The 26,625-nt window shown below is 71.1% G+C and carries 21 protein-coding genes; 8 read left to right on the forward strand and 13 right to left on the reverse strand.

Annotation, left to right across the window (positions count from 1 at the left end; all coding sequences use genetic code 11):
* Positions 1-61 precede the first annotated feature (61 nt).
* Together KBO27_RS10345 and KBO27_RS10350 are read left to right on the forward strand one after the other, a co-directional pair.
* On the forward strand, positions 62-2,143 hold the full coding sequence (locus tag KBO27_RS10345) for an FUSC family protein (protein WP_210969725.1): 2,082 nt from the start codon (positions 62-64) through the stop codon (positions 2,141-2,143).
* Between the two features lie 100 nt (positions 2,144-2,243).
* Positions 2,244-3,761, forward strand: coding sequence for an alpha/beta hydrolase (locus KBO27_RS10350; protein ID WP_210969726.1), 1,518 nt, complete (start codon positions 2,244-2,246; stop codon positions 3,759-3,761).
* 67 nt (positions 3,762-3,828) lie between these two features.
* Here KBO27_RS10350 and KBO27_RS10355 read toward each other — a convergent pair whose 3' ends face one another.
* Entirely contained in the window at positions 3,829-5,307 is a 1,479-nt protein-coding gene (locus tag KBO27_RS10355) for a peptide MFS transporter (RefSeq protein ID WP_307870331.1), read from the reverse strand.
* A 413-nt stretch (positions 5,308-5,720) separates the two neighbouring features.
* Here KBO27_RS10355 and KBO27_RS10360 point away from each other — a divergent pair, with 413 nt between their 5' ends.
* From KBO27_RS10360 to KBO27_RS10375, 4 genes are all read left to right on the forward strand, one after another.
* Positions 5,721-7,061 (forward strand): hemolysin family protein, encoded by a 1,341-nt coding sequence (locus tag KBO27_RS10360; protein WP_210969727.1) that lies wholly within the window; start codon positions 5,721-5,723, stop codon positions 7,059-7,061.
* Positions 7,058-8,098: a hemolysin family protein gene (locus KBO27_RS10365; RefSeq protein ID WP_210969728.1), complete on the forward strand. Its 1,041-nt coding sequence runs from the start codon at positions 7,058-7,060 to the stop codon at positions 8,096-8,098. The genes KBO27_RS10360 and KBO27_RS10365 overlap by 4 nt, the downstream gene beginning before the upstream one ends.
* Before the next feature lie 159 nt (positions 8,099-8,257).
* Positions 8,258-9,955, forward strand: a complete 1,698-nt coding sequence (locus KBO27_RS10370) for a protein kinase domain-containing protein (protein ID WP_307870332.1) — start codon at positions 8,258-8,260, stop codon at positions 9,953-9,955.
* A gap of 14 nt (positions 9,956-9,969) precedes the next feature.
* Positions 9,970-10,848 (forward strand): 3-methyladenine DNA glycosylase, encoded by an 879-nt coding sequence (locus tag KBO27_RS10375; protein WP_210969729.1) that lies wholly within the window; start codon positions 9,970-9,972, stop codon positions 10,846-10,848.
* 34 nt (positions 10,849-10,882) lie between these two features.
* Here the strand turns inward: KBO27_RS10375 and KBO27_RS10380 are convergent, their stop codons facing one another.
* Entirely contained in the window at positions 10,883-12,199 is a 1,317-nt protein-coding gene (locus KBO27_RS10380) for a hypothetical protein (protein WP_210969730.1), read from the reverse strand.
* 294 nt (positions 12,200-12,493) lie between these two features.
* Here KBO27_RS10380 and KBO27_RS10385 point away from each other — a divergent pair, with 294 nt between their 5' ends.
* On the forward strand, positions 12,494-13,543 hold the full coding sequence (locus tag KBO27_RS10385) for an NAD-dependent epimerase/dehydratase family protein (RefSeq protein ID WP_307870339.1): 1,050 nt from the start codon (positions 12,494-12,496) through the stop codon (positions 13,541-13,543).
* On the opposite strand, the gene KBO27_RS10390 is transcribed toward KBO27_RS10385, so the two are convergent.
* From KBO27_RS10390 to KBO27_RS10405, 4 genes are read right to left on the reverse strand one after another with little or no spacing between them, the layout of a single operon-like run.
* A complete protein-coding gene (locus tag KBO27_RS10390; protein ID WP_210969732.1) occupies positions 13,475-13,810 on the reverse strand; it encodes a DUF2304 domain-containing protein in 336 nt (111 codons plus the stop codon). The genes KBO27_RS10385 and KBO27_RS10390 overlap by 69 nt on opposite strands.
* Entirely contained in the window at positions 13,807-14,502 is a 696-nt protein-coding gene (locus tag KBO27_RS10395; RefSeq protein WP_210969733.1) for a glycosyltransferase family 2 protein, read from the reverse strand. Before KBO27_RS10395 ends, KBO27_RS10390 begins: the two co-directional genes overlap by 4 nt.
* Positions 14,499-16,502, reverse strand: a complete 2,004-nt coding sequence (locus tag KBO27_RS10400) for a DUF6541 family protein (RefSeq protein WP_210969734.1) — start codon at positions 16,500-16,502, stop codon at positions 14,499-14,501. The genes KBO27_RS10395 and KBO27_RS10400 overlap by 4 nt, the downstream gene beginning before the upstream one ends.
* Before the next feature lie 2 nt (positions 16,503-16,504).
* The gene (locus tag KBO27_RS10405) at positions 16,505-18,586 is read right to left on the reverse strand and encodes a DUF6541 family protein (RefSeq protein ID WP_210969735.1); all 2,082 of its coding nucleotides are present in this window, start codon (positions 18,584-18,586) and stop codon (positions 16,505-16,507) included.
* A 243-nt stretch (positions 18,587-18,829) separates the two neighbouring features.
* Here KBO27_RS10405 and KBO27_RS10410 point away from each other — a divergent pair, with 243 nt between their 5' ends.
* The gene (locus tag KBO27_RS10410; protein WP_210969736.1) at positions 18,830-20,518 is read left to right on the forward strand and encodes a DUF8728 domain-containing protein; all 1,689 of its coding nucleotides are present in this window, start codon (positions 18,830-18,832) and stop codon (positions 20,516-20,518) included.
* A gap of 18 nt (positions 20,519-20,536) precedes the next feature.
* Here the strand turns inward: KBO27_RS10410 and KBO27_RS10415 are convergent, their stop codons facing one another.
* The 7 genes from KBO27_RS10415 to KBO27_RS10445 all read right to left on the reverse strand — a co-directional run bounded on the left by KBO27_RS10415 (position 20,537) and on the right by KBO27_RS10445 (position 26,555).
* Positions 20,537-21,733, reverse strand: a complete 1,197-nt coding sequence (locus KBO27_RS10415; RefSeq protein WP_210969737.1) for a Bcr/CflA family multidrug efflux MFS transporter — start codon at positions 21,731-21,733, stop codon at positions 20,537-20,539.
* Positions 21,734-21,899: 166 nt separating this feature from the next.
* On the reverse strand, positions 21,900-23,399 hold the full coding sequence (locus KBO27_RS10420) for a class I adenylate-forming enzyme family protein (protein WP_210969738.1): 1,500 nt from the start codon (positions 23,397-23,399) through the stop codon (positions 21,900-21,902).
* Between the two features lie 65 nt (positions 23,400-23,464).
* The gene (locus KBO27_RS10425; RefSeq protein WP_210969739.1) at positions 23,465-24,241 is read right to left on the reverse strand and encodes an energy-coupling factor ABC transporter ATP-binding protein; all 777 of its coding nucleotides are present in this window, start codon (positions 24,239-24,241) and stop codon (positions 23,465-23,467) included.
* Positions 24,229-24,996, reverse strand: a complete 768-nt coding sequence (gene cbiQ / locus KBO27_RS10430; RefSeq protein WP_210969740.1) for a cobalt ECF transporter T component CbiQ — start codon at positions 24,994-24,996, stop codon at positions 24,229-24,231. The genes KBO27_RS10425 and cbiQ overlap by 13 nt, the downstream gene beginning before the upstream one ends.
* Positions 24,997-25,332, reverse strand: coding sequence for a PDGLE domain-containing protein (locus KBO27_RS10435; RefSeq protein WP_210969741.1), 336 nt, complete (start codon positions 25,330-25,332; stop codon positions 24,997-24,999).
* Positions 25,329-25,997, reverse strand: a complete 669-nt coding sequence (locus KBO27_RS10440) for an energy-coupling factor ABC transporter permease (RefSeq protein ID WP_210969841.1) — start codon at positions 25,995-25,997, stop codon at positions 25,329-25,331. Before KBO27_RS10440 ends, KBO27_RS10435 begins: the two co-directional genes overlap by 4 nt.
* A gap of 288 nt (positions 25,998-26,285) precedes the next feature.
* The gene (locus KBO27_RS10445) at positions 26,286-26,555 is read right to left on the reverse strand and encodes a HesB/YadR/YfhF-family protein (RefSeq protein WP_125089038.1); all 270 of its coding nucleotides are present in this window, start codon (positions 26,553-26,555) and stop codon (positions 26,286-26,288) included.
* Positions 26,556-26,625 lie beyond the last annotated feature (70 nt).

A 26,625-nucleotide genomic window follows, 5' to 3' on the forward strand; every position in this document is an offset into this window, starting at 1 on the left:
ACGGGCACCGTTCGGCGTAATCTCACGCCAACGACAGCTGAGGCGAAGGAGAACGCGCGGCATGGGCAGCGAGTGGTGGAACCGCTTCCTCGCTTCCGATCCGTCGTTGCGGAGATTGCGCACCGCCGTGCGCGTCACCCTCGCCGTGGCGCTGACGCTGGCCACCGCGGTGCCGCTGCTCGCCTGGTGGGGGCAGCCGCTGCCGAGCGCCATGATCGGCGCGGTGGTGGCCATCAACGGCTCGCTCGGCGTCAACGATCCGGACCGGCGCGGCCAGGCCATCACCTACGCGCTGCTGCCGCTTCCGGCGCTGGCGGCCCTCGGCCTGGCGATCGCCACCGAGTTCTCGCCGCCGCTGCACAGCGGGGTCTTCCTGCTGGTCATCTTCGTGGCCGTGTACGTGCGCAGGTTCGGCCCGCGGTACTTCCCGCTGGGCATGGTCGCGTTCATGGGCTACTTCTTCGCGATGTTCCTGCGCCCGCAGGTCGCGCAGTTCCCGGCGCTGATCGCGGCGGTGCTCATCGGCACGATCATGGCCGCCGGCCTGCGGTTCCTGGTGCTGCGCGACGATCCCGAGGGGGTGTTGGCGCGCGGTCGCCGCACGCTGCGCGCCCAGGTGCACGGCCTGCTGCACGCGGTGCGCGACGTCGCCGACCAGCCGACGTCCGCGCGGCGGCGGCGCAAGCTGCACAACCGCTCGGCGCGGCTGAACGAGACCGCGCTGATGCTGGAGACCACGGTCGGCCGGATGGACGAGCTCTCCGAGTCCGGCCGCGACGTGCTCCGGCAGCGGATCCTGGACGTGGAGCTGGCCGCGGAGAACCTGGTGACGCGGCTGCTGCGGCTGGTCGACCACCCCAGCGGTGGTGGTGCCGTGCCGCACGCGGTCGGCGCGCTGCTGTCGGTGCTGGAGAGCCGCCCGCGCGAGATCCGGGAGGCCACCCGGCGGGTGTCCGAGCAGATCGAGGACCGGGGGTCGGTCGACCTCGCGATGGCGGTCCGCAGGCTCGGCACCGAACTGGCCGAGCTCGCCGAAGCGGCCGGTGAGCTCGGCGAGCAGCGGGACGAAACAGACAGCGCGGCCGAGGAGGACACCGAGGAGTCCGGCGAGGAGCAGACCGGGCTGGCACGACCGGAGCTGCGCACCGCCATCCAGGTCACCGTGGCCGCGGGCCTGGCGATCGTGCTCGGACAGCTCGTCTCGCCGAACCGCTGGTACTGGGCGGTGATCACCGCGTTCGTGGTGTTCATCAGCGCCAACAGCCGCGGCGAGCTGCTGGTGCGCGCCTGGCAGCGCACGGCGGGCACCATCCTCGGCGTGCTGGCCGGCATCGTGGTCGCCGCGCAGGTCGGCGGGGACCTCACCGCCGAGCTGTCGGTGATCCTGCTGTGCGTGTTCCTGGCGTTCTACTTCGTCGGCTACTCCTACGCCGCGATGACCTTCTTCATCACCACCCTGCTCGGGGCGCTGTACGGGATGCTCGGCACCTTCGACGCCTCGGTGCTGGAGACGCGCCTGGCCGAGACCGCGGTCGGGGCGCTGGCCGGGGTGCTGGCGGCGGTGTTCGTGCTGCCCACCCGCACCCGCGAGCTGGTCCGCACCAACACCGGCGAGTTCCTCAAGGCGTTGCGGGACTTCCTGCGCAGCACCGGGACCGAGCTCAGCGAGCAGGGCACGGCCTCGGGCCTGCAGGAACCCACGCGCGCGCTCGACGACGCGCTGCAGCAGGTGCTCGTCAGCGCGAACCCGCTGACGGCCTACCGGTTCCGGTCCCGGCGCAGCCAGGTGCAGCGCACGGCCACCAAGCTCAGCGGCTGCGCCTACTACGTCCGCAACCTCTCGGTGGCCCTCGGCGACACCGCCGAGATGGTCGACGCCGACACCCGGGAGCGGCTGGCCGAGCAGCTGTGGGCGCTGGCCGACGCCGCCGAGTCCCTCACCGACGAGGGGCAGGTGCCGTTCGAGGAGGCGATCGCGGCGGCGCACCGACGTTCCGACGAGCTCCACGACCTGGCCGAATCGCTCACCGACGGACCGACGTCGTTGCACCGCAGCATCCGGTGGCTGGACCGCACGACGCAGGTCCTCGACGAGCTGCCGCGCGAGCTCGGCACCGACGCTCACCTGGCCGGGCGAAGCTGACACCCCCTTCCGGCGACACGGCACCGAGTCCGTAGGTCGCCACCGCCCCCGCTCCTACGCTGCGAGATCAACTGCCTCCACGCGTCTGAGGAGCCCCCACGTGAAGCGTTCGATCGCGCTCGGTCTGGCTGCGGTCGCGGCACTGGCCGTCGCGCCACCCGCGGCGAGCATCGCGGCGCCCCGGCCTGCCCTGCAGTTCGGGCCGTGCCCGCAGGACATCGCCACGCCGTACCCGCAGCTGAGCTGCGCGACCGTCGAGGTCCCGCTCGATCACGCCCATCCCGGCGGTGAGCGGGTGCAGATCCTGGTCTCCAAGCTGCCCGCGCGGAACCCGCAGGCGCGGCGCGGCTCGCTGCTGGTCAACCCCGGCGGTCCCGGAGGTCCCGGAGCCGACTTCGCCGGCACGCTGGGCGGTCTGGTGCCGCCGCAGGTGCGCGACTCCTACGACCTGATCGGCTTCGACACCCGCAACACCGCGCACAGCACCCCGATCAGCTGCGTGGACCCGGCGACCTACTGGGCCAACCCGCTTCCCGACCCGGACTCCCCCGCCGCCCGCGAGACCAACTGGCAGCGCGCGCAGGCCTACGCCGACGGCTGCGCGCAGCGCGCCGGGAAGTACCTGCCGCACCTGAACACGCCCACCAACGCCCGCGACATGGACCTCATCCGGGCCGCGCTGGGCGAGCAGAAGATCAGCTTCCTCGGCTACTCCTACGGCACCTACCTCGGCGCGGTCTACGGGCAGCTGTTCCCGGAACGGGTGGACCGGATGGTCCTGGACAGCTCGGTCAACCCCGACGTCTCGGAGATCTGGTACGGCAACAACCTCGCCCAGGACGTGGCCGCGCAGCAGCGGCTCGACCACTTCTTCGACTGGGTCGCCCGGCACGACCGGGTCTTCCACCTCGGCACCGAGGGGCTGGCCGTGAAGGCCGCGTGGCAGCGCACGCAGGAGGAGCTGCGGAAGGCACCGCGCGGACCGCTGGGGCCCTCGGAGCTGATCGAGATCAGCTTCAACGCGCTCTACGGCGAGTCCGACTGGCAGCCGCTGGCGCAGGGGCTCGCCGACTTCCAGCTGCGGGGCGACGACCGCGCGCTGGCGGCGATGGTCACGCCGAAGGACGCGCTGGCCGAGAACGGCAACGCGATCTACAACGCCGTGGAGTGCGCCGACGCGCCCTGGCCGACCCGCCGCGCGGAGTGGGAGCGCGACTCCCGCCGGATGGCCAGCGGGCACCCGTTCGCCGCGTGGTTCAACAGCTGGACCGTCGCGCCGTGCCGCACCTGGCACGCGCCCCGGCAGCAGCCCACGAAGATCACCGGCGAGAAGCTGCCGCCGGTGCTGATGTTCAACTCCGAGCACGACGTGGCGACCCCGTACGCGGGTGCCGTCGAGATGCACCACTCGCTGCCGTCGTCGGTGCTGGTCACCGAGCGCGACGCGGGCAAGCACGGGGTCTGGGCGCTGTCCGGCAACGCCGAGGCGGACCGGATCGGCGCGGACTACCTGGTGCACGGCGCCCTACCGGCCGAGGACGTCGCCATCCCGGGCCATCCCGAGCCGGACCCGTCGGCGTCGGACACGCGGGATTCCCGCACCTTCGACCTGCGCTGATCCTCGCCACGACGACGAAGAAGGCCGGCCCCGGGAACGGGACCGGCCTTCTTCGTGCGCTGAACCGTCAGTTCACGCCGTGCATGTAGCGCTTGATGACGCGCGCCGAGACCAGCAGCAGGACCGCGCACCCGATCGTGGCGATGCCGACGATCGAGAAGTACAGCTGCTGGTTCTCCACCGAGTACAGCTTCACCGCCTGGGCGCCCAGGCCCTGGCCCATCGCCGGGGCCAGGAAGTACAGGCCCATCATCTGCGAGGTGAAGACCTTCGGCGCGAGCTTCGTGGTCGCCGACAGGCCGACCGGCGAGAGCATCAGCTCACCCACGGTCATGATCACGAACACCAGCGCGAGCATGATCGGCAGGTGCTTGCCGTCGTCATTGGCGGCGAACTTCGACAGCACGACCCACAGGAACGACACGCCGACGAAGAACAGACCGCCGACGAACTTCTGCGGGGTCGACGGCTGCCGCGAGCCCAGCTTCATCCACAGCGCGGCCATGACCGGCGCCAGGATGATGATCGCCAGCGGGTTGACCGACTGGAACCAGGACGCCGGGATGGCGAAGCCGAACACGTTGAGGTCGGTGTCGGCCTCGGCCAGGTTCGCCAGCGTGTTCGGCTGCTGCTCGAACAGCAGGAAGAACAGCGCGGTGGCCAGGAACAGCGGGATGTAGGCGATCAGCCGGTCGCGCTCCACCTTGGTGATCTCCTTGCTGGAGAGCATCACCACGAAGTAGATGATCGGCAGCACCGCGGAGATGATGCTGATCAGGTTGACCAGGCCGTCGAGCCCCATCACACCGGTCGCCGAGAGCGCGACCAGCACCACGACGAAGCCCAGCGCGATGCCGCCCGCGCGACCCAGGACGCGTCCCTTGTGCTCGGCGGGCAGCGGGTTGACCGGGACGAGGCCCGCGCTGCCGAGGTTCTTGCGACCCAGGGTGTACTGGACCAGGCCCAGCGCCATGCCGACCGCGGCCGCGCCGAAGCCCAGGTGCCAGTTGACCTTCTCGCCGAGGGTGCCCACGACGAAGGGCGCGATGAAGGCACCCAGGTTGATGCCCATGTAGTAGATCGAGAAACCGGCGTCGCGGCGGTTGTCCTGCTCGTCGTAGAGGCCGCCGACCAGTCCGGAGACGTTCGGCTTGAGCAGGCCGGTGCCGATGACCAGCAGCACCAGGCCGATCAGCACGGTGGTCATGCCACCTGGCAGGGCCAGCGCGATGTGGCCGAGCATGATGATCACGCCGCCGTAGAGGACCGCGCGCTGGGCTCCGACGACCCGGTCGGCCAGCCAGCCGCCGAGGACGCCGGTCATGTAGACCGAGGCGCCGTAGACGCCGACCACCGACAGCGCGGTCGATTCGGGGATTCCCAGGCCGCCTTCGGACACGGCGTAGTAGAGGTAGTACGCCAGAATGGCGCGCATGCCGTAGTAGGAGAACCGCTCCCACATCTCGGTGAAGAACAGCGTCAACAAACCGCGCGGGTGCCCGAAGAAACCCTTCTGCGGCGCGTCCGCAACCGTGGGTGTGCTCACGATCACGTCCTCTCGTGATTGTTCAGCGCGGCGGTGACCGCGACAACTTTGTCGCAGGTTACTTCTAGGTAGACAGGATCAGACCATCGGGGCGAGAAGCAGCCAACGACCGGCCACAACGGACTCCCCTCCGCCCCAACGCAGCTGGTGGGAGCAGGCCGCGAGGAGCACCCGCGCGCGCACCCGGCCGACGCCGAACTCCGGGAAACCCGGGAATCGTGATCGCGCCGCTACCGATTGCATCGCATCAGCGCCGGTATACTCGGTATGACCTTTTCCAACTGGTCCATTCAATTCACGGGAGTGAGCACTTCAGTGCCAGCGGCACAATCCCCAGAGGGAAGCAGTACCGAGCCGGGCAGTAGACCCGGCTATCTCCGATCGTCGGTCACTCACACGAGGCGGGCCGAGGGTTGATCGAAATCCTGCTGGCCGTTGTCGGCCTTCTGTTCATCGCAGTGCTCACGCTGGGCACCGGTCTCGCGGTGGCAGCGGAGTTCTCATTGACCTCGCTGGAACGCTCCACGGTGGACGCGCACGTGCACTCCGTGGACGACAAGCGGGCCCGCGCCGTGCAGCGCGCGCACCGCACGCTGTCGTTCCAGCTCTCAGGCGCGCAGGTCGCGATCACCCTGACCACTCTGATCACCGGTTACGTGGCCGAGCCGCTCATCGGTGACCTGATCCAGCCGGTGCTGACGGCCCTGGGCATGCCGCTGGGCGTGGCCGGGGGCGTGTCCTTGGCGCTGGCGATCCTGCTGGCGACGGCGCTGTCGATGGTCTTCGGCGAGATGGTGCCGAAGAACCTCGCCATCGCCCGCCCGCTGCCCACGGCGCGCGCCGTGTCCGGCTACCACGCTCGGTTCTCGCAGGTGTTCAAGTGGCTGATCGACGCCATGAACAACAGCGCGAACTGGGTGGTGCGCAGGTTCGGCATCGAGCCCCAGGAGGAGCTGCGCTCGGCGCGCTCCCCCGACGAGCTCGGCTCGATCGTGCGCTCCAGCGCCGCGCACGGCACGCTCGACGAGTCCACGGCCCGGCTGATGGACCGCTCGTTGCGCTTCGGCGACCGCAGCGCGGAAGAGCTGATGACCCCGCGCGTGCGGGTGGCGTCGCTGCAGGTCGGCGAGACCCTCGTGGACCTGCTAGACCTCGCCCGCCGGACCGGGTTCTCCCGGTTCCCGGTGCACGGCGGCGACCTCGACGAGGTCCAGGGCGTCGTGCACGTCAAGCAGGCGTTCGGCGTCCCGGCCTCGCGCCGGGAGTCCACCCGCGTGGAGACGCTGACCCGCCCGGTGCCGACGGTGCCGGCCACGCTGGACGGGGACGCGCTGCTCAACCGGCTGCGCGGATCGGGCCTCCAGCTGGCGGTCGTCGTCGACGAGTACGGCGGCACCGCAGGCATCGTGAGCCTGGAAGACGTGGTCGAGGAGATCATCGGCGACGTGCGCGACGAGCACGACCGGCTGGAGATCTCCGCCGTGCGCAGGCTCGGCGAGGACTCGTGGCTGATCTCCGGCCTGCTGCGCCCCGACGAGCTCGCCGAGGCCACCGGTTTCGAGATGCCCGAGGGCGACTACGAGACCGTGGCCGGCCTGCTGCTGTGGCGGCTGGGCCGGATCCCGTCGGTCGGTGACCAGCTCGAACTGGAGGACTGGCGGCTGACCGTCATGCGCATGGACAAGCACCGCATCGCCGAGCTGCGCCTCACCAAGCAGCCGGCCCAGGCCGAGTCGATGGAGGCGGCCCGATGAGCGACTCCTACGCGCTGCTGCTCGGCGTCCTCCTGCTGCTGCTCAACGCGCTGTTCGTGGGCGCGGAGTTCTCCCTGCTGTCCTCCCGCCGCGACCGGCTGGAGGCCCTGCTGGCCCAAGGGGTCGGCCGGGCGCGCACGGTGATCAAGGCGAGCCAGGAAGGTTCGCTGATGCTCACCAGCGCGCAGCTGGGCATCACGCTGTGCTCGCTGGGTCTGGGACGGCTGGGCGAGCCCGCCGTCGCGCACACCCTGGAAGCGCCGTTCAGCGCTCTGGGCATCCCGGAGCCGGTGACGCACGCCGTGGCGTTCACGATCGCCCTGACGATCGTGGTGATCCTGCACGTGCTGGTCGGCGAGATGGTGCCCAAGAACCTGGCGCTGGCCGAGCCGGAGCGCATGGCGCTGTGGCTGGTGCCCGCGCTGGTCGGGTTCGTGCAGCTGGCGCGCCCGTTCATCGCGCTGTTCAACATGATGGCCAACGCGGTGCTCAAGCTGCTGCGGATCGAGCCGAAGGACGAGCTGGAGACCGCCTACACCTCGGCCGAGCTGGCCGAGCTGCTGGTGGAGTCGCGGCGCGAGGGGCTGCTGGAGCACTCCGAGCACCGCAGGCTCGCCCAGACGCTGTCGTCGGTGGAGCACACCGTCGCCGACGTCCTGGTCCCGCTCCCGGAGGTCACGACGCTGCCGGGCCGTCCGACGCTGGGCGACGTGGAGCGGCTGGTGGCCGACACCGGCTTCTCCCGGTTCCCGGTGCGCGACGACGACGGCAGGCTGCTGGGCTACCTGCACATCAAGGACGTGCTCGACCAGGCGGGCGACGATCCGCAGACGCCGATCTCCGACGCCCGCAGGCGCGACCTGCCGACGGTGCCGGTGACCGCGCGCCTGGACGAGGCCATGACGTCGCTGCGCCGGGCGGGAAGCCACCTGGCCGCGGCGGTGGACGCCGGTGGCGCGGCGGTCGGCGTGGTGGCCCTGGAGGACCTCGTCGAGGAGTACGTGGGCACCGTCCGCGACGGCACGCACGTCCACTGACCGGATGCGCGGGCGGACGCGCCTCCTCCAGATGGCGCAACTTCACCCGAAACCGCGGGTGCACGGGAGTGCCCGAACGGCCGCAAAATCCCGTTTTCCCAGTTCGCGCCGGGGATGCCCCCGGCGCGAACCAGGAACTCCGCTCGGTAGTGTCCATGCGTGCGAGATGATCAGCTCTCGCCGTCCCACGCGGACACATCTTCCTCGGGCCGCGTGATCGGCGGCAGGTACCGGCTGGACCGCACCATCGGCAAGGGCGGGATGGGCTACGTCTGGTCCGGGACGGACGAGGTCCTGGAGCGCCCGGTGGCGGTCAAGGAGCTCCACCTGCCCGCCGACCTGCCCGAAGAAGGGGCCGCTGACCTGCGCGAACGAGCCCTGCGCGAAGCGCGGGCGATGGCGACCCTCAGCCACCCCAACACCGTGATGCTCTACGACGTGGTCCGGGAGGACGCCTCCGGTCCGTTCGTGGTCATGGAACTGGTGCCGGGGCGGAGCCTGTCGGCGATCCTGAAGAAGCACCGCGCGCTCAACCACTACCAGCTGGCCGTCATGATCGACGGCGTTGCCGCGGCGCTGGACGCCGCGCACCGGGTCGGCATCGTGCACCGCGACGTCAAGCCGGGCAACGTGCTGCTCGGCCCGCGCGGGCAGGTCAAGCTCGCCGACTTCGGGCTCTCCCGCAACATCGCCGAGACCACCATGACCCGATCCGAGATGCTGCTGGGCACGCCCGCGTACCTGCCGCCGGAGATCGCGCGCCGGGGCGCCCTCGACTCGCGGGCCGATCTGTGGAGCCTCGGCGCCACGCTCTACTCGGCCGCCGAGGGCCGCCCGCCGTACGACAAGACCAGCGATCCGCTGGTCATCATCAGCGCGATCGTGCACGGGCCGATCCCCCGCCACCACCAGACCGGACCGATCGGCGAGGTCCTCGGCGGGCTCCTGGTCAAGGAGCCGGACCGGCGGATGCCGCTGGTGGAGGTGCGCCGCAGGCTGCACGAGATCGTCAGGTCCGCCGGTGACGAGCCGTTCGAGCCCCTGCTGGACCCCAACGCTCCGGAAGCCACCGAGCGCATCCCGAGCCGGCGTCCGATGCCGTCGGTCTCCGCGCACCCGCTGCCGCCGGTGTCCACGCCGCGCGAGTCCCGGGTCGCCGAGCGCCGCCAACCGGTCCCGCGGGTCGCGCCGCCGTCGCACCCGCGCCCGCCGGTCCCGCCACAGCAGGTGCGCGCCGCGCGGCCCGTCTCGCCCGCGCAGTCCGAGCGCCCGCACGAGCCAGAACCCCCGGCGCCGCGCCGCAGCCGGCGGCGGATCGTCATCGCTGCGACGGCGCTGGTAGTCGTGGCCGGACTGGCGCTCGGCTACGCGATGGTCACCGAGGACTCGTCCGAGAACGGGAACGAGAACCAGAACCAGAAAACGGAGATCAAGCCCAGCGAGCCGATCGGCAGCGCCTTCGAGGTGATCGAGGCCGAGAGGTCCGGTTGGATCGGTCGCCCGCTGCACACCGTGTCCTCGAACGGTGCCACCTACGCCGCCCCGCTGAGATCGGGTGACGTGATGCGGTTCGACGGGGTCGATTTCGGCGCCAGCCCCGCCAACGGGATGGTCCTCCGATTCCGCACCGCGCGGTCGGTGTCCGACGGCGGCAGGATCACCCTGCGGTTGGACAGCCCCACGGGCGAGTACATCAGCGAGCTCAGAATCGGTCGTCCCGACGAAACCCCCACGCCGATGACCTCGAGAGCACCGCTTTTCCGAGGCATCACCGGTACGCACACGGTCTACCTGGTCGTCAGCGGGACCGTCCCCAGCGAGATCCTCCAGCTTGACTGGGTGCAGTTCCGCCACTGATACCCTGACCAGCGATGTTGGTGTTGAGCAAGCAGGAGTGGCGCGAGCGGCGAACCGCGCACCGGGAACGGGTCGCCCAGTGGACCGAGCCCCACCGCCGACGTCAGCACCAGCACCGCGCACACCCGGTGCTGGACTTCCTGTTCACGTACTACTCGTTCCGCCCGGCCCGCCTGGAGCGGTGGCAGCCCGGCGTCGGCGTGGTGCTGGAGAACGGTCAGGAGTTCCTGTCCCGCAAGGGCTTCACCGAAGTGCCCGGCGGTGTCGCGCTGGAACCGGCGGCGCTGACCGACAAGCGGCGCGACTCGGCGGAGTTCATCCTCGGCCTGCTCAGCGCGACCGCCTCCCGCCCGGCCCGGCTGGGCTGCTTCGGGCTGCACGAGTGGGCGATGGTCTACCGCACCGAGCCGGGCGACGTCCGGCACAGCGGCTGGCCGCTGCGGCTGGGGCACGACGGCACCGACGAGGTCGTGGAGTCGATGCCGATCAGCTGCACCCACCACGACGCGTTCCGGTTCTTCACCCCGCAGGCCCGCCCGCTCAACGAGCTGCAACCGTCCCGAGCCGACCAGGTCAGGCTGGAGCAGCCGGGCTGCCTCCACGCGAACATGGACCTGTTCAAGTGGGCTTACAAGCTCGACCCGTTCGTGCCCGGCGAGCTCATCGCCGACTGCTTCGAGCTGGCGGTGCGGGTGCGCGAGCTGGACATGTGCGCCAGCCCCTACGACCTCTCCGAGCTCGGGTACGAGCCGGTGCCGATCGAGACACCGCAGGGGCGCGCCGACTACGTCCGGCGGCAGCGCGAGTTCGCCGAGGAGGCCGCGGGGCTGCGGCAACGGCTCATCGACACCTGCCGCGACATCCTGGCCTGGGCCGCGCCGAGTTCGGTCTGAACGCTCTCCTGCGGACCGGGTTCCCGCCCGGCCGCTAGTGCTCGGCCGCCAGGGTGCCGACGGCGCCCGCCGGTGTTCCCGCGTTCCCGGGTGCCGCGGAGGACCGGCTCAGCGCCCACGCCATGCCGACCGCCACCGTCAGCGCCGCGAGCGCCTGCGCGGCGACCGCGGCGGCCACCGGCTCCCCCGGTGATGTCAGCACCGCCACCAGGACCACGGCTCCCGCCAGCCAGGACACCGCGACCTTGCGGTGCCGACCGCGCGCGACCAGCGCCGCGTGCAGCACCTGCGCTCCCATCAGCAGCACCGTGCTGCCCACCAGGCACACCAGGGTCAGCGTCGACAGGGCGACCCGCGTTCCGAACAGCTCCCGCAGAGCCCAACCGCCGAGGCCGAGAACGCCCAGGAGCCCGGCGGCTCCGAACGCCAGAGCCACCGCCATGCCGTTCCTGATCGTCGCCCGGAAGCGACGTCGTTCCGCGCGCGCCTGAGCGTCGGTCAGCGCTGTCAGCAGGAACGCCTGCACCGGGGAGAACACGAACATCGGCATCCTCGCCAGCAGCAGTCCGGCAGCGAAAGCCGCTGCCAGCGCGGCGTCCTGCAGCCGGGTCGTCACGATCACGACCGAGAGGTTGGCGATCACGTAGGTCAGCAGCGTCGCCACCGCCAGCGACGGCAACCCGCCGGACGCGGCCGGCCGGGAACCGCCGTTCGCGACGGCATCCCCGAGACCAGGGCGCACGAGCGAACGTCGCCGCCTCGACGCGCACAGCGCGCCGACGAGCGCGCTGCACCCGGTGCCGGCCGCGAACGTGGCCGCGTACCACGTCACCGGAACCGGACCCGCGAACCACGCGGAGCCGACGAGCAGGAGCCGTCCGATCCCCTCCGCGCCCAACGACGCCGCGTACCCGCCGAAATCGTCCATGCCTGCCAGCACTCCCCGCACCAGCGACATCATCGCGGCGAGCGCGGTGTTGGCCGCGACCACGACCAGCAGCCCGCAGTGGCCCGCGAGCGCGTCGTCGACCAGGAACGGCGCGCACGCCACGAGCGCGAGCAACCCTGCGGCGAGCAACCCCGCTCCGCGAATCGCCGTTCGCACCACCGCTTCTCGCACCGAACGTCCCAGCGCGACCGCGTGCGCGGTGCGGCGGCTCACCTCCTGCTCCAAGGCGAGGAAGACGCCCGGACCGAGGATGTTGACGACCATGTACACCGTGGACACCGCAGCCGCCTCGGACGGGGCGAACAGGTGTCCCGCCAACGCGACGAACGCGTAGCCCGCCGCTCCGACCAGAACGGTTCCCACCGCGAGCGCCACTGCCCCCGACTGCGCACCTCCGGTCACGGAATCGCACGCTACGCGCGCCGGAACACCCCCGCAGAACGCACGAGCTCCGCCACGGCTGCGGTGTCCCCAAAGGACGAACATCACCGCGGAACCGCGCCGCTCAGAGCCTTCCCGTTCGAGGAGCTGCGCGGTCGTCGGGAGCATCACGTGTGAGTGGTGTGCCACCTCCCGGTTTGCGGCTCTCGCTCCGCGCAACACACGCTCGCAGGTATCAGGTGGCAGCGAGCGGACGCAAAAACCTGAATTCAGAATCGTTTTCGCCATTTCAGGAGGCAACTTGTGCGCGCTTTGGTGACGGGCGGGGCCGGATTCATCGGCTCACACCTCGTGGATCAGCTCGTTCGTGATGGTGATGAGGTGTGCGTGGTCGACGACCTCAGCCGGGGAAGCGCGGCCAACCTGGCGGAGTCGCTCGACACCGGAAGGATCAGCCTGCACCGCGTCGACGCCTGCTCTTCCGAACTCGTTGCCCTGGCGAGAGAACACCGACCAGAGGTCGTCTACCACCTCGCCGCGCAGATCGACGTCCGCGCCAGCGTCGCCGACCCGCTCGCCGACGCGCGCTCCAACGTCCTCGGCGTCGTCAACGTCGCCGAGGCGGCACGGGCATCAGGCGCCCGCAAGGTCGTCTACGCCACCTCCGGAGGCTCCATCTACGGGCACGCCACGACCATTCCGACCGACGAATCCGCACCTGTGCAGCCGTTCTCGCCGTACGCGGCGTCGAAGTTCGCGGGCGAGATCTACTTCGACACCTACCGGCGACTGCACGCCTTGGAGTGCACGCACCTGGCGATGGCCAACGTCTACGGTCCCCGCCAGCTCTCGCTCGGCGAGGCGGGTGTCGTGTCCGTGTTCGCCGGCGCGATGCTCGACGGATCGCCGACCTCGATCTACGGCGACGGCCGCAACACCCGCGACTACGTGCACGTGCACGACGTCATCGCCGCGTTCATCGCGGCCTCGGGAGCACGGGGTTCCGGCAAGCGCTACAACGTGAGCACCGGCGTGCCGACCTCCGACCGGGAGCTGCACTCCATCGTCGCCGAGGCGACCGGTGCGCCCGACGAACCGGCGTTCCTGCCCGCGCGGCAGGGCGACGTGCGGGACTCCGTGCTCGACTGGTCCCGCATCGGCCGCGAACTCGGCTGGAAGCCGCAGATCGACCTCGTCACCGGCATCGGCACCGTCGTGGAGCACCTGCTGTCGCAGAGCGGCATCCCGGTTCCAGGCCCCCGACGCCACCGATCCGAAGACGTCTCGCGAGAAGGTTCAGGAGGTCCGGTCACGCTCTTCGTCGAGGGCGACCGCGCGCGCCAGCCGCGAGAACCGCACCCGTAGTTCCTTGAACCGCAGGTAGGTGTTGAGCGAGAAGAACGCGAACGCCGTCACCAGCCCGTACAGCAGCAGGTCCGAGCCCCGGCCCACGCCGACGGCGGCTGCCAGCACCGTCAGCGTGTCGGGGCGCAACACGGCGAACACGCCGAACGCCAGGAACATGATGAATCCGATTCGGACCGCGGCCGTCACGTACGTCGTGCCGTGGTGCCGGAGGAAGAACACCAGCAGCGCCGTCACGGCGGCGACGAGGATCACCTGAATTGTCATCTGATGTGCTCCGTCTTGGTCCGCACCACCGTCTCGAACGCGATGTTGACCGCGTTGAGCAGTGACTGTCCCTTGGCCATGGAATAGGCGGTGTACCGAATCGTCACCGGGCTCTCGGCGACCCGCCAGCCCAGACACCGGATCATGCCGATGATCTCGGAGGCGTGACCCATGCCGTCGCAGGTGATCTCCATCGTGTCGGCGACCGATCGGTTGAACGCCCGCAACCCGTTGTGCGCGTCGGAGAGCTGCAGGCGCCGCAGGCTCGGACTGCACCGCACCACCGTGCGCAGGACCACTCGTTTGAGGATCGGCACGGACGCTGAGCCATCGCCGAACCGGGTGCCGATGACGATGTCCCGATCGCCGGTCGCCAGCTCGTCGAGCAACCGGACGGCGTCGGACACCTGGTGCTGGCCGTCGGCGTCGAAGGTCAGGAACCACCGGGTGCCCGGGCGCGTTCGCGCGAACTCGACCCCGGTCTGCAGCGCGGCGCCCTGCCCGAGGTTCACCGGATGCCGCACCACCACGGCGCCGGCCTGGCGCGCCAGGGCGGCGGAATCGTCGGCGCTCCCGTCGTCGACGCACACCACGTTCGGGAACGTCTGCCTGAGCTCGGTGACCACCTCGTGGATGACCGTCGCCTCGTTGTACATCGGAATGATCACCCAGATGTCGTCCCGTGCAGTCATCGCGTTCCCCTCCGTCGGTCGGGCGTTGGCGCCGACGAATCCAGGTTGGGGGTCTCGGAGCAGGAGGACAGCGCGAACAAGGCCAGTTCACCCTGCCGTTCGACCAGCCGAAAACCGTGAAGTGCTCCCGGATCGCGCACACCGGGGTAGTCATCGACCCTGGGGTCGGTCGGCCAGAAGTGCACCTCGCCCACGAGCAGGTAGCGCACGCCCATCTTCGCCGCGAGCCGGCACGCGCGGGGGTCGGTGGCGGCGAACACGAGGTTCTGGGCCAGGTAGTCCTGCTCGGCGGTCTGCTTCCGGCCGTCCAGCTGTCCGAACAGGACGCGGCGGCCCTGCAGCGGCCACAGCAGGGCGCTGCCGTCCCACGGGTTGTTGGCGACCACGGCGTCCGGTTCGATGCGGTCGCGGATCCGCGCGAAGAACTCCGCTTCGTCCGGGCTGACCATGTTGGTCGCCGGGGCGTCCTCGGCGGCGAAGGAGCTGTGCACGGCCAGCGCGGTGCGGCCCAGGTGCAGGCCCTTGGTGGCGCCCGCGAGGATCAGCGCGATCAGCAGCGTGGTCGCGCCGACCGGTACCGCGACCCGCAGGTCGATCCGCGCCCGGAGCCACTCGGCGATCGCGACGGTGCCCAGCACGGCCAGCGGCACCCCGGTGATCGGCAGCATCGCCGCGATCCGCCACGAGTCGCTGTACCAGAAGCCGGTCAGCACCATCGTCCACGGCGACTGGATCGACGCGGCCATCACGAACAGCGCGGCAGACACCGCGTGGGCGGCCGCGAGCCACCGCAGCGCCGGGTCGCGGAGCGATCGCACGACTCCCACCAGGACGACCGCCGCCAGCAGCCACTCCGCGCGACGTCCGTGCGTGGCGTGCAGCAGTACCTCGCCGACGGCTCCGGCAGCGGTGGTGGTCGGCGCCCACCACACGGCCGCGACCTCCCGCATCAGCGACGTCGTGCGCAACGCGGCCAGCAGCGCCAGCGGCACGACCACCGCCGCGGCCACGGTCCACCCGGCGCGACCGACGCGGCCGTCGGCCACGTGCTCGCGCGCCCGCTGCGCGGTCGTCACCAGGATCAGGACCGAGGCCAGCACCACCAGGCACACCACCGTGTTCGGGTGGGCGAGCGCCATCCCCACGAGCGTCACGGCGAGCAGCACGAGCGCGCGAGGCCGGCCGACCGCGTCGTCGACGGCTCGGCCCGTCACCGCCAGCACCAGGCCCAGCGCCACGGGAACGAGGCTCATCCCCAGCAGGTTCGGCCACAGCACGCCCCACTTGAGCAAACCCCACGGGAACGCGGTGAACCCGACCGAGTAGAGCCCGGTGACGGCCAACGTCCCCGGCCGCGGACCGAACACCTGGCGCGCCAGGAAGACGCACGCCAGCGGCCACACCAGGACGGCGATCACCCCGGCGACCGCGTTCGCCCCGGCCGGGATCGCTCCTCCGACGGTGGCGAGCACCAGCGCGGTGACGTCGTGCCACGCTGCCGGGTAGAACCGGGCCGGCGCCCCCGGCACGTCCAGCGCGCCCAACGTCAGCGACGACGCATCACCGGAGTCCCGGATCGCGGCGAGCGCCGAGTAGTGGAACACCGCGTCGAAGCTCTGCGACAGGGCCGCCGGTGTCCGCAGCGCCAGCACGAGCGCGGCCACCCCCAGCAGGGCCCCGACCAGCACACCGCCGGCGGCGCAGGCCCGCACCGTTCCCCGGTCACGCGCGGGGCGTCCGCCGACCAGCGAGTTCACCGCGATCGCGAGCAACGTCGCGAGAACGACCGCGGCCAGCGCCACGATCGGCGACCACCGCACCGACGCGGCTCCGGCGACGACCGCGGCCATCGACAGCGTCGCCACCGCCAGCGCCGGAGCCGCGGCCCACGCCGCGCATCCCCGCAGTCCCATCGCCGACGCGATCGGCAACCCCGACAGCACCAACCACACCACCGCCGCTGCCCACAGCGGAACCGCGTGCACCCAAGCGTCGGCCATCGTCACCTCGTCGAGTTCACGACGACGGGAGGTCGTCCGGCCGGCGGACCCGCGTCGAGGGCGCGAATCGCGTTCAGGTCCACCGAGTACACCGCGACCGTGCCGCTGCGGAACGCGGGACGGACCTCGGGCAGCGCTTCCAGGTTCAGCAGGCCCGGTGCCAGCCCGAACGACGGCGCGGAGACCCAGTTCTCGGGCGCTCCCGCCGAGCTGATGGTCGGGGTCTTGGTGTCCACGTAGATCCAGGCGACGTCGAGATCGGTCAGGGCGCGCCGGATGTCGCTCTCGGTTCGATACCGGTTGAAGTCCTCCAGCAGCGCGTAGCTCGGCGGCCAGGCGGCGGCGCCCAGCGTCAGCACGTTCACCACCGGCACCCCGCCCAGGACGTAGAGGTAGGTCGACCCGTCGTTCGCGGAGTTCAGCACGCGCTGGCCGGGGAGCACGCGGGGAGCGAGCCACCGGATCGCGGCGAGGTCGTCGGGCGACACGCGCACGTACGGCGTCGGACTGCTGAACCGGCTGGCGACCGTGGACTGCGCGATGCGCAGGTATCCCGGCAGGACGGCCATCCCGTAGACCGCGGCCAGCACCATCACCAGCCCGACCGCGGCCCACCGGCCCGCCGAGGGGCGCAGCGACGGCAGCCGAGGCAGCCTCCGCGCCACCACCGCAGCCGTGAACACGACTCCCAACGCCGCGATGACCGGCACGAACAGGTTCAGGTGGCTGGAGATCCGGAAGGTCGCGTTGTAGAAGTAGCGGGTGATCCCGGCTTCCCAGCCACGGCCCGGGCTGACGTACATGGCCACGACGACTACCGCCCACGCGCCCCACGCCGCGACCAACCCCCACGGCCCTCCTCTGACCAAGATCGCCACCAGACCCGCCAGCAACAGCAGCATCACCGCGAACTGCCCGGAACCGAGCGGCACCACGTCACCGGGGAACCCGTCGTAGGGAACCGCGAACACCCGGCCCATCGCCTGCGTCACCGACTCGGGCGGTTTCTCCGACGGGAACGTGGTCACGGTCGCGCGTTGCGACAGCACCGCGGCGAGTCCCGGCAGCGACATCACCGCCGCCACCACGACGGCAGCGCCCACCGCGCGCACCCGGTCCTTGGCGAAACCCGCTCCACCCCGGGTGAACAACTCGCCCGCGCACCAGGCCACCACGCTCACCCCCACGGTCACCCCTGCGCTCGGGTGCACCGCCACCGCGCCCGCGCACGCGAGACCGGCCACGAGCACCGGCCCCACGGCCGGTGCCATCGTCACGAGGACCGTCAGGATGCCCGGCGCCATCGCCAGCGCGGTCGCGTTCGGCAGCATCCCGCCCACGTGGTTGAGCAGGAACATGGGCTGCTGCAGGCCGATCGCCACCACAGCGGCCATCCCGCCGGCGACCATCGCGATTCCGAAGCCCATTCGCGCCCGCCGGGCCGCCATGACGCCCAGGGTCGCCACCGACACCGGCCACACGACCGCGCAGACCACGACGGCCACCGCGTTCAACCCGACCACGGCGTCCCCGGCGCACCGGGCCACGATCGCCGAAAGCAGGTGCAATCCTGCCGGATACGGCTGGGCAGGTGCTCCGGTGAGCAGGTCGGCCGGCAGCAGCTGCCAGGGTGCGCCCCGCCCGGTGCGTTCGATGAACGCCGTCAACGTCGTGTGCACGACCATGTCGTGCTCCTGCGGCACGGTGCGGAGCGAACCCATGCCCGCCAACCACGACCGCGTCCCCGCCGCGATCGCACCCACGACCAGCACGACACCGCAGACGGCTCCGACCAGCTCGACCGGTCGACGCCGCGGCCCGGTCGACGGTTCGCGGGGGCTACGCCACCACACCCCGACGCCGACCAGCGCCACCAGCCCGACGACCACGCAGAGCGGAACAGGTCCGAACGGCACGCCGATCAACGCGCAGCCCATCGCGGTCAGCGAGGCGATTCCGCACGAGATCGGCGGCGCGACTCCCGCGATCCAGCTCGCCCGTCTCACCCGGGCCGCCAGCAGCACGATCGCGCCGGGGACGAACAGCACCAACGTCGCGATCGCGAGCACCCACAAGCTCTCCACCGTGCCCCACTTGCGTTGACTGCGTCGCCGGGTGATTTCCGGCGACGTACGTCGCACGTCACCGCAATCGATGACGGCTCTGATCACGGCACAGGCAAGCTAAATCAGAGCACTCATGATCGCAGTCCCAGAACCGGTGCCCGGACGAGTGATCGAGCGTTCGCGCGCACCCCGCTTCGAAACTAGCGTCGCGACGAAGCCGCCGCGCAGAAACATCCGTTCACTACTCAAAAGAGGGTATCGATGGCCGAGACGCTGGCCGATCGCTCCGCACCGGCACGCTCGCTCCGCACGACGCTGCGGCACCGATCGGCGTGGGCCCCGATCCTCTCCGTCGGCTGCGGCACCGCGTTGATCGCCGTGCACGCGCGCGCCTACGGTTCCTGGCTCATCGACGACGCGGCCATCACCTTCGCCTACGCGCGAAACCTCGGGAGCGGAGCGGGACTCGTCCTGCAGCCGGGCGCGATGTCGGTCGAGGGCTACTCCAACCCGACGTGGCTGGTCCTGCTGGCCCTCGGTCGGGCACTGGGCCTGTTCGATTCCGGAACACTCTTCGGAATTCCCGATTACGTCGTCTACCCGAAGTTGCTGGCGCTGATCTGCTGCGCGGGAGTGCTCGTCTGCACCTACCTCGCCGCCCGGCCGCTGACTTCTCGAGCGGCGTGGGCTCCGCTGGTCGCCGGTGCGGTGCTCGCGGCCCTGCCGTCGTTCGTGATCTGGAATTTCTCGGGCCTGGAGAACCCGCTCTACGCGCTCATCACCGCGGCGCTCGCCGTGCTGCTGCTGCGAGCGAGACTGGCCGGAACCCTGCTGCACCCGGGCGTCGCGGCGGCGTCGGGAGCGCTGGCGGTGCTGGCCGCGATGACGCGGCCCGACGGCGCCGTGCTCGCCGCCGCGTTCCCCTTGCTCGCCGCGTGTTCCGCGCGCAGCGGGACGATTCGCGCGATCTCGGTCTCGTGCGCGTCGTTCATGGTCCCCTTCGGACTCTTCGCCGCGTGGAGATTCGTCCACTTCGGACTGCTGGTGCCCAACACCGCTGTCGCCAAGGGAGGGATCGCGCTCGGTGCGCCTCAGCTGGAACGGCTGGGCGAACTCCTCGCCTACCCCGGATGGCCGGCGACCGCCGCGTTCCTCCTCGGCGTGGTCTCGCTGGTGCTCCGCCGCGACCAGCGCGCCGCGCTTCCCGCGCTGCTGATCCCGCTCGCGCTGGCGGTCGTCGCCTACACGCTGCTCCCCGAGGATTGGATGAGCCAGCACCGCTTCGCCACCCCGGTGTGGACGCTCGCCGCGCTGACCACCGCACTCGTCGTCACAGCAGGCCTAGCCGGCCACCGCAGACGATGGCGCGTCGCGCTGGTGCTGGCCGTCGTGGTCGCCGGACTGGTCGGCGCACCCCGACTGCATCGCGATGCCGCGGCGTTCCGCGCCGCTCCCGACGTTCCGCTCTGCTCGGTCGCCGAGCGCTACGGTCACGTGCCCGACCGCTACGCCGATCTCCTGGGCCTGCGCAGCGGAACCCTGCTCGTCCCCGACGTCGGCGGCACGGCGTTGACCAGCCGACTCCGCATCGTCGACCTCGCCGGGCTCACCGACCCGGCGATCGCCGAGCACCACCGCCACGGCGACATGCGCGGACTGCGCGACCACGTCTTCGACCGCGCGCGCCCGACGATCATCCACGCGCACGGGCACTGGAGCGCGGCCACCGGCATCCTCGGCGACCCGCGACTGGCCCGCGACTACGTGCTCGTCCACGCCGACCAGGTCCTGGCCCCCAACCAGGACTGGATCCGCCGGGAAGCCGTTCCGGATCCCGGACTGCTCGCGGCGCTGCGCGCCGAGGCCGGTCGTCGCATCGACGAGATCAACCACCGCGACGCCACCGCCCCCGACCGCACCTGCGGACCCGTGCTCCGGGTCGGCCGCTGACGCCGTCGGCGCGAGCGGTCACCGCCGCTCGGGTTCGGCGCGGCGCCTGGTCAGGACCGCGAACACCACGACCGCCGAGGCCGACAGCGCGCCCATCACCAGGCCCATCGGCACCGCGGTGTCCGAGCCGGCGATGCCGACCAGCGGGGAGACCAGCCCGCCGATCATGAACTGCAGCACGCCCAGCAGCGCCGAGGCGCTCCCGGCCGTCTCGCGGTGCCCGGACAGGGCGAGGGCGGTGGCGTTCGGGAACACCAGGCCGATGCTGGCCACGGTCACGAACAGGGCGGGCAGCAGCGCGAACAGCCCCAGGCCCAGCACCGTCGAGGCCGCCACGGAGAGGCCGCCGAGGGCGTTGCCACCCAGCCCGATCGCCAGCAGCCGCCGCGAGTCGACCTTGCCGACCAGCAGTCCGTTGATCTGACCCATCGCCACGATGCCGATCGAGTTCACGCCGAAGACCACGCTGAACATCTGCGGCGAGAGGTGGTGGACGTCCTGCAGCACGAACGAGGAACCGGAGATGTAGGCGAACATCGCGGCGAAGGCCAGCGCCGCCGACAGCGCGAAACCGGTGAACATCCGGTCGCGCAGCAGTCCGCCGAAGGTGCGCAGGGTCTGCGGCAGGCTGCCGGGACGCCGCTGCTCCGGCGGCAAGGTCTCGGGGAGCGCCAGCAGCGCGGCGACCAGCAGCGCGGCACCGATCGCGCACAGCGTCACGAACACCCCGCGCCACGAGGTGACCCGCAGCAGCTGACCTCCCAGCACCGGCGCGAGCACCGGGACCACGCCGTTGACCAGCATCAGCAGGGAGAAGAACTTCGCCAGGGCGACGCCCGAGAACAGGTCGCGCACGACGGCTCGCGCGATCACGATGCCGGCCGCTCCGCCGAAGCCCTGCACCAGCCGCAGCGCGGCCAGCGCGTAGGCGGAGGGCGCGAGCGCGCAGGCCAGCGAGGCGAGGGCGAAGACGACGACACCGATGAGCAGCGGGCGGCGACGGCCGTAGGTGTCCGACAGCGGGCCCATCACCAGTTGCCCCAGCGCGAGCCCGATCGTGCAGGCCATCAGCGACAGCTGCACCTGGGACGCGCCCGCGTTCAGCTCGCCGGAGATCGCCGGGAGGGCGGGGAGGTACATGTCCATCGACAGCGGCCCGAACGCCGACATCCCGCCCAGGATCAGCGCGTACTTCCCGCGCGACTGCTCTGACATCCACCCTCGATCGTTCGCACCGCAAATCAGTTCGGCTCAACGGTAACCCGCGGCGGAGCGCCCTCGCGATGAGTCGTTCATCGCACCAGCTGGCGGTTTTGGTCCGAACCGACCGGACGAAAAGGACTTCGATCACGGGCGGTTCGGGCCAGAACCGCCCGGTGCCTCACCGACCCCAGAGCGGCCCTCGCCAGGTGGAGGTGGAGCGCAGGTCGCGTTTGAGGAGCTTGCCGCCGGGGTTGCGCGGCAGCGGCCGCTCGCTGAGGTGCAAGAACTGCGGGATCTTGAAGTCGGCCAGGTGGTCCGCGAGATGAGCCAGCAGCTGTTCGGCGTCGAAGTCGTCGTCGGCGACGATGACCGCGCCGACCTTCTCCCCCATCACGTCGTCCGGCACGCCGACGACCGCCGCCTCCACCACGCCCGGCGCGGCGGCCAGCGCGTTCTCGACCTCCACGGAGTAGACGTTCTCGCCACCCCGGTTGATCACGTCCTTGGCCCGGTCGACGATGTAGACCAACCCGGACTCGTCGACGCGGGCGAGATCACCGGTGCGCAGCCAGCCGTCGACGAACGTCGAGGCCGTGGCCTCGGGCTTGTTCCAGTAGCCGGCGACGACGTTGGGCCCGCGGATCAGCAGTTCGCCGACGCCCGTGCCCGGGTCGGGCTCGTCCACCGCCACGTCGACCACGGGCGCGGGGAACCCGACCGAGTCGGCGTGGGCGACAGAGTGCTCGTGCGGCAGGAACGTGGAGATCGAGGAGGTCTCGGTCAACCCGAAGCTGTTGCCCACCCGCGCCCGCGGGAACGCCGCCTTGATGCGCTCGACCAGCGCGGGCGCCATGGGAGCACCGCCGTAGGAGACGTGCTCGACCGAGGACGTGTCGAACTCCGAGAAGTCCGGTTGCTTGAGCGCGAGCGCGTAGATCGCGGGCACCGTGGTGAACAGGTTGATCCGCTCCTCGGCGATGACCCGCAGGAACCGCCGCACGTCGAAGGACGGCATCACCACGGTCGATCCGCCGTAGGAGATCTGCAGCAGCAGCTGCGTGTTGCAGCCGGTGACGTGGAACAGCGGAACGGATACGAGATTGCGCGTCCGCCAGCCGTTCTCGACGTCGATGCCCTTCACCCGGCAGACGTTCTCCACATTGGACAGGAAGTTCTCGTGGGTGGTCATCGCGCCCTTGGGGCGCCCGGTGGTGCCGCTGGTGTAGAAGATCGCCGCCACCTCGTCCCGGGCGAGGTCGTCGACGGCGAAGGGTGATCCGTCCGGCAGCGGTTCGCCGGGGTGGAAGGTGAACGCCGCGCCGGAATCGCCCAGCACGTAGTCGACCTCGGGCTTGGCGAAGCGGGTGTTGACCGGGACCGCGATCGCTCCGGCCAGCTGGGTGCCGAAGAACCCCAGCACCCAGTCGACGCCGGCGGGCAGCAGGTTGGCGACGCGGTCGCCGCGGGAGATCCCGGCCTCGCGCAGCCCACCGGCGACCCGGGCGGCCCGGTCCCACAGCTCCCGGTAGGTCAGGCGACCGCCGCCGACCTCCACCAGCGCTTCGCGGTCGCCGAACCGCTCGACCGTGCCTCGCAGCACGTCCACCAGGGACTCGGCCAGCCCGGTGTAGTGGGCGGTGCCCCGCTCGTCGCGTTCGATGCCGGACCTGTCGAACATCGCCTGACCTCCCCGTCGCGCGGACCGTGATCACGGTCACTCGCCGGATGGCGGGGGTCAAGCCGTCACGGCACGCGGAACCCGAACGGAAGCTCCAGCCGGTGCGCGGCGAGCAGCTCCTCGTCGGCGAGCAGCTCGGCGGTGGACCCGTCCGCGACCACCCTGCCGTCGTCGATGATCACGCTGCGCGGGCACAGCTGAAGCGCGTAGGGCAGGTCGTGGGTGACCATCAGCGTCGTCCCGCCCACGGCGAGCAGCACCTCCGCGAGCTCGCGGCGCGCGACCGGTTCGAGGTTCGCCGAGGGCTCGTCGAGCACCAGCAGTTCCGGGCGGCACGCCAGCACCGCGGCCAGCGCGACGCGCTTGCGCTGGCCGCCGGACAGGTGCAGCGGTGAGCGGTGGGCGTGCTCGGTCATCCCGACCGCGTCCAGCGCCTCCTGGACACGCTGCTCGAGCTCGGCGCCGCGCGCCCCGAAGTTGGCCGGTCCGAACGCGACGTCCTCCCGGACGGTCGGCATGAACAGCTGGTCGTCGGGGTCCTGGAAGACCAGGCCGACGCGGCGGCGGATCTCCTTCAGATGCCGGGTCTCCACCGGCAGCCCGCCCACGGTGATGCTGCCCGCCGTGGGCCGCAGCACGCCGTTGAGGTGCAGGGTCAGCGTCGTCTTGCCCGCACCGTTGGGGCCGAGCACGGCGACCCGCTCCCCCGGCTCGACCCGCAGGTCGACGTGGTGCAGCGCGCGATGCCCGTCCGGGTAGGCGTGCGCCAGACCGGAGATCTCCAGCGCGGGCGCGCTCACCGCTTCGCGGACCCCGGCGGGCTGCTCGGTCACGCGGTCCACAACGACACCCCCAGTACGACGGCCGCTGCGGCGGGCGCGGCCAAGCCCGTGCTCCAGGTCTTCCACGAGGTGCGGCGAGCCGGTTCCAACTCGGGCATCTCGCCTTCCCAACCGCGCGAGAGCATCGCCAGGTGCACGCGCTCGCCGCGCTCGTAGGAGCGGATGAACAGGCTGCCGACGCCGCGCGCGGTCGCCCCGACCTGCCACAGGAACCTCGGGTCGTGACCCCGGGAGATCCGCGCGATCCGCATCCGGCCGGCTTCGGCGACGATCACCTCGGCGTAGCGCAGCATCAGGGTGATGATGGTGATCACCAGCTTCGGCGCGCGCAGCCGCTGCAGGCCGAGCACGATCTCGCGCGGCGCGGTGGTGGCCGCCAGCAGCAGCGAGGTCCCGAGGCCGAGCGTGCCCTTGGCCATGATGTTGAACCCGGCCAGCAGTCCTTCGGTGGACAGCGCGACACCCGCGACCTCGGTGCTCGGGCCGCCCGCGGTGAACGGCAGCAGGAGCGCCAGCACCACGAACGGCACCTCGATCAGCAGCCGCGCGGCCAGCCAGCGCGGCGGGATGCGCGCGATCGCGGCCAGCGCGGCGAGCAGCACCGCGTAGCCGCCGAAGGCCCAGAAGATCTCGCGCGGCGTGGCCACCACGCACAGCACCAGCAGGAACGCGGCGGTGATCTTCACCTGCGGGTCGAGCCGGTGCACCGCCGTGTCGCCGGGCAGGTGCAGGGCGTCGGCGTGCCCGGTGCCCACCTACCGCTCCTCTGAACCGGAGCGGCGACGCAGTCCCCAGAACAGCCCGCCCGCCGCGAGGAGGGTGACCACCGCGCCGAGGACCCCGGCGACACCGGTGAATCTCTCGTCACCGCCGACGGCGTAGTCCGCCAGCGGGCCGTCGGACAAGGCGTGGTCGCCTGCGTGCTGGGCGATGCAGTTGCCCTCCAGCGACTCGCCGCGCTCGGTCTGCACGACCGAGCAGCCCTGCTGGGTGACGGCGTCGAGACCGTCCGGATCGGAGTCGGCGAAGTAGGCGACTCCACCGGCGACGGCGAGCACGACCAAGGCGAAGATCAGCAGAAAGCGCTTCATCGGGCGACCTCCTCGCGCCGGGCACCGCGCAACAGGTGGACCAGGTCCGGCCGGGCCGAGGCGACGGCGCCGACCGTGGCGGCGGTGATCAGGCCCTCGCCGAGCCCGATCAGGCAGTGCACGCCGATCATCGCCACCGACACCGTGGCCAGGCCGAACCCGGCGGCGCCACCGATGGCGTACTCGAGCAGGAACCCGCAGGAGGCGAGCACGGTGTTGACCCATCCCGCGATGAACGCGGTGGCCAGCAGGCCGGCGCGGCTGCGGGTGGCCGGCTTCCGCAGCGCCAGCGCCACCAGGTAGCCGACGGCGGTGCCGATCAGCGCCATGTTCGTGATGTTCGCGCCGAGCATCGTCAGGCCGCCGTCGGCGAACAGCAGCGACTGCACGACCAGCACGATCGCCACGCACAGCGCCCCGACCCACGGGCCCGCCAGGATCGCGGCCAGCGCACCGCCGAGCAGGTGCCCGCTCACACCGGGCAGCACCGGAAAGTTGATCATCTGCGCGGCGAAGACGAACGCCGCGACCAGACCCGCCATCGGGGCCGTGCGGTCGTCCAGATCGGCCCTCGCGCGCACCAGCGCCACCGCCAGGCCGGCTATCGCCACGACGGCGAACAGGACCGCCGTGCGGGCGTCGAGCAGCCCGTCGCTCATGTGCATGGCGAGCGTCGTGGTCGGCACTGGACTTCCTCTCCTGCGAGCCGGTGCTCCCGGGTGGAGCAACCGCCGGTCAAGGGTAGTTGCCGATCACCCGCTATCACCAGGTCCTGGCAAGAGGTGCTCGTCGCAATCAGGCCCGAAAAAAGCCGTCGACCCGGGTGCAACACCCGGGTCGACGGCTCAAGAGCCCGCTCTGAGGTTGTGCGAGCGGCGAAGCCGCGAGGCGTGAAGACCGCCCTCGCAACCCGCACCGCCAATCAACCGGCCACGCGGAATCACCTGCAGAGGTCAGTCCCGCACGGCCAGTGCGAGTTCGCCGTTGCTGTCCTTCTCGGCGTCCAGGGTCTTGTCACCCAGGAGCTCCGAGACCTCCTTCTCCAGGAAGATCCGGACGCCGTTCTCCTCGATCACCTCGTCGCCCTCCTGGGGTTCCTCGGCGATCGACGCCTGCAGCCCCTGTCCGGCCGGCGCGATGCGCAAGCCCGAGCTGGCCGGAGAGTCGCCGCCGACGAGGACGAGCTTGATGACCTCAACGGCGCTCTCACTGATGGTGAGCATGGTGCTCAACTCCTCTCGGAGCCGGTCGGTTGAAGGGGCCACCGTGTCATCGTCGCGACCGGACGCGCAA

The sequence above is a fragment of the Saccharopolyspora endophytica genome (assembly GCF_018070075.1).
GTDB classification, from domain to species: Bacteria; Actinomycetota; Actinomycetes; order Mycobacteriales; family Pseudonocardiaceae; genus Saccharopolyspora; species Saccharopolyspora endophytica.

Coding starts and splice junctions, on each gene's coding strand:
- KBO27_RS10345 (WP_210969725.1), top strand. CDS start 62: ATGGGCAGCGAGTGGTGGAACCGCTTCCTCGCTTCCGATCCGTCGTTG.
- KBO27_RS10365 (WP_210969728.1), top strand. CDS start 7,058: ATGAGCGACTCCTACGCGCTGCTGCTCGGCGTCCTCCTGCTGCTGCTC.
- KBO27_RS10375 (WP_210969729.1), top strand. CDS start 9,970: ATGTTGGTGTTGAGCAAGCAGGAGTGGCGCGAGCGGCGAACCGCGCAC.
- KBO27_RS10390 (WP_210969732.1), bottom strand. CDS start 13,810: ATGACAATTCAGGTGATCCTCGTCGCCGCCGTGACGGCGCTGCTGGTG.
- KBO27_RS10395 (WP_210969733.1), bottom strand. CDS start 14,502: ATGACTGCACGGGACGACATCTGGGTGATCATTCCGATGTACAACGAG.
- KBO27_RS10400 (WP_210969734.1), bottom strand. CDS start 16,502: ATGGCCGACGCTTGGGTGCACGCGGTTCCGCTGTGGGCAGCGGCGGTG.
- KBO27_RS10410 (WP_210969736.1), top strand. CDS start 18,830: ATGGCCGAGACGCTGGCCGATCGCTCCGCACCGGCACGCTCGCTCCGC.
- KBO27_RS10415 (WP_210969737.1), bottom strand. CDS start 21,733: ATGTCAGAGCAGTCGCGCGGGAAGTACGCGCTGATCCTGGGCGGGATG.
- KBO27_RS10420 (WP_210969738.1), bottom strand. CDS start 23,399: ATGTTCGACAGGTCCGGCATCGAACGCGACGAGCGGGGCACCGCCCAC.
- KBO27_RS10435 (WP_210969741.1), bottom strand. CDS start 25,332: ATGAAGCGCTTTCTGCTGATCTTCGCCTTGGTCGTGCTCGCCGTCGCC.
- KBO27_RS10440 (WP_210969841.1), bottom strand. CDS start 25,997: ATGCACATGAGCGACGGGCTGCTCGACGCCCGCACGGCGGTCCTGTTC.
- KBO27_RS10445 (WP_125089038.1), bottom strand. CDS start 26,555: ATGCTCACCATCAGTGAGAGCGCCGTTGAGGTCATCAAGCTCGTCCTC.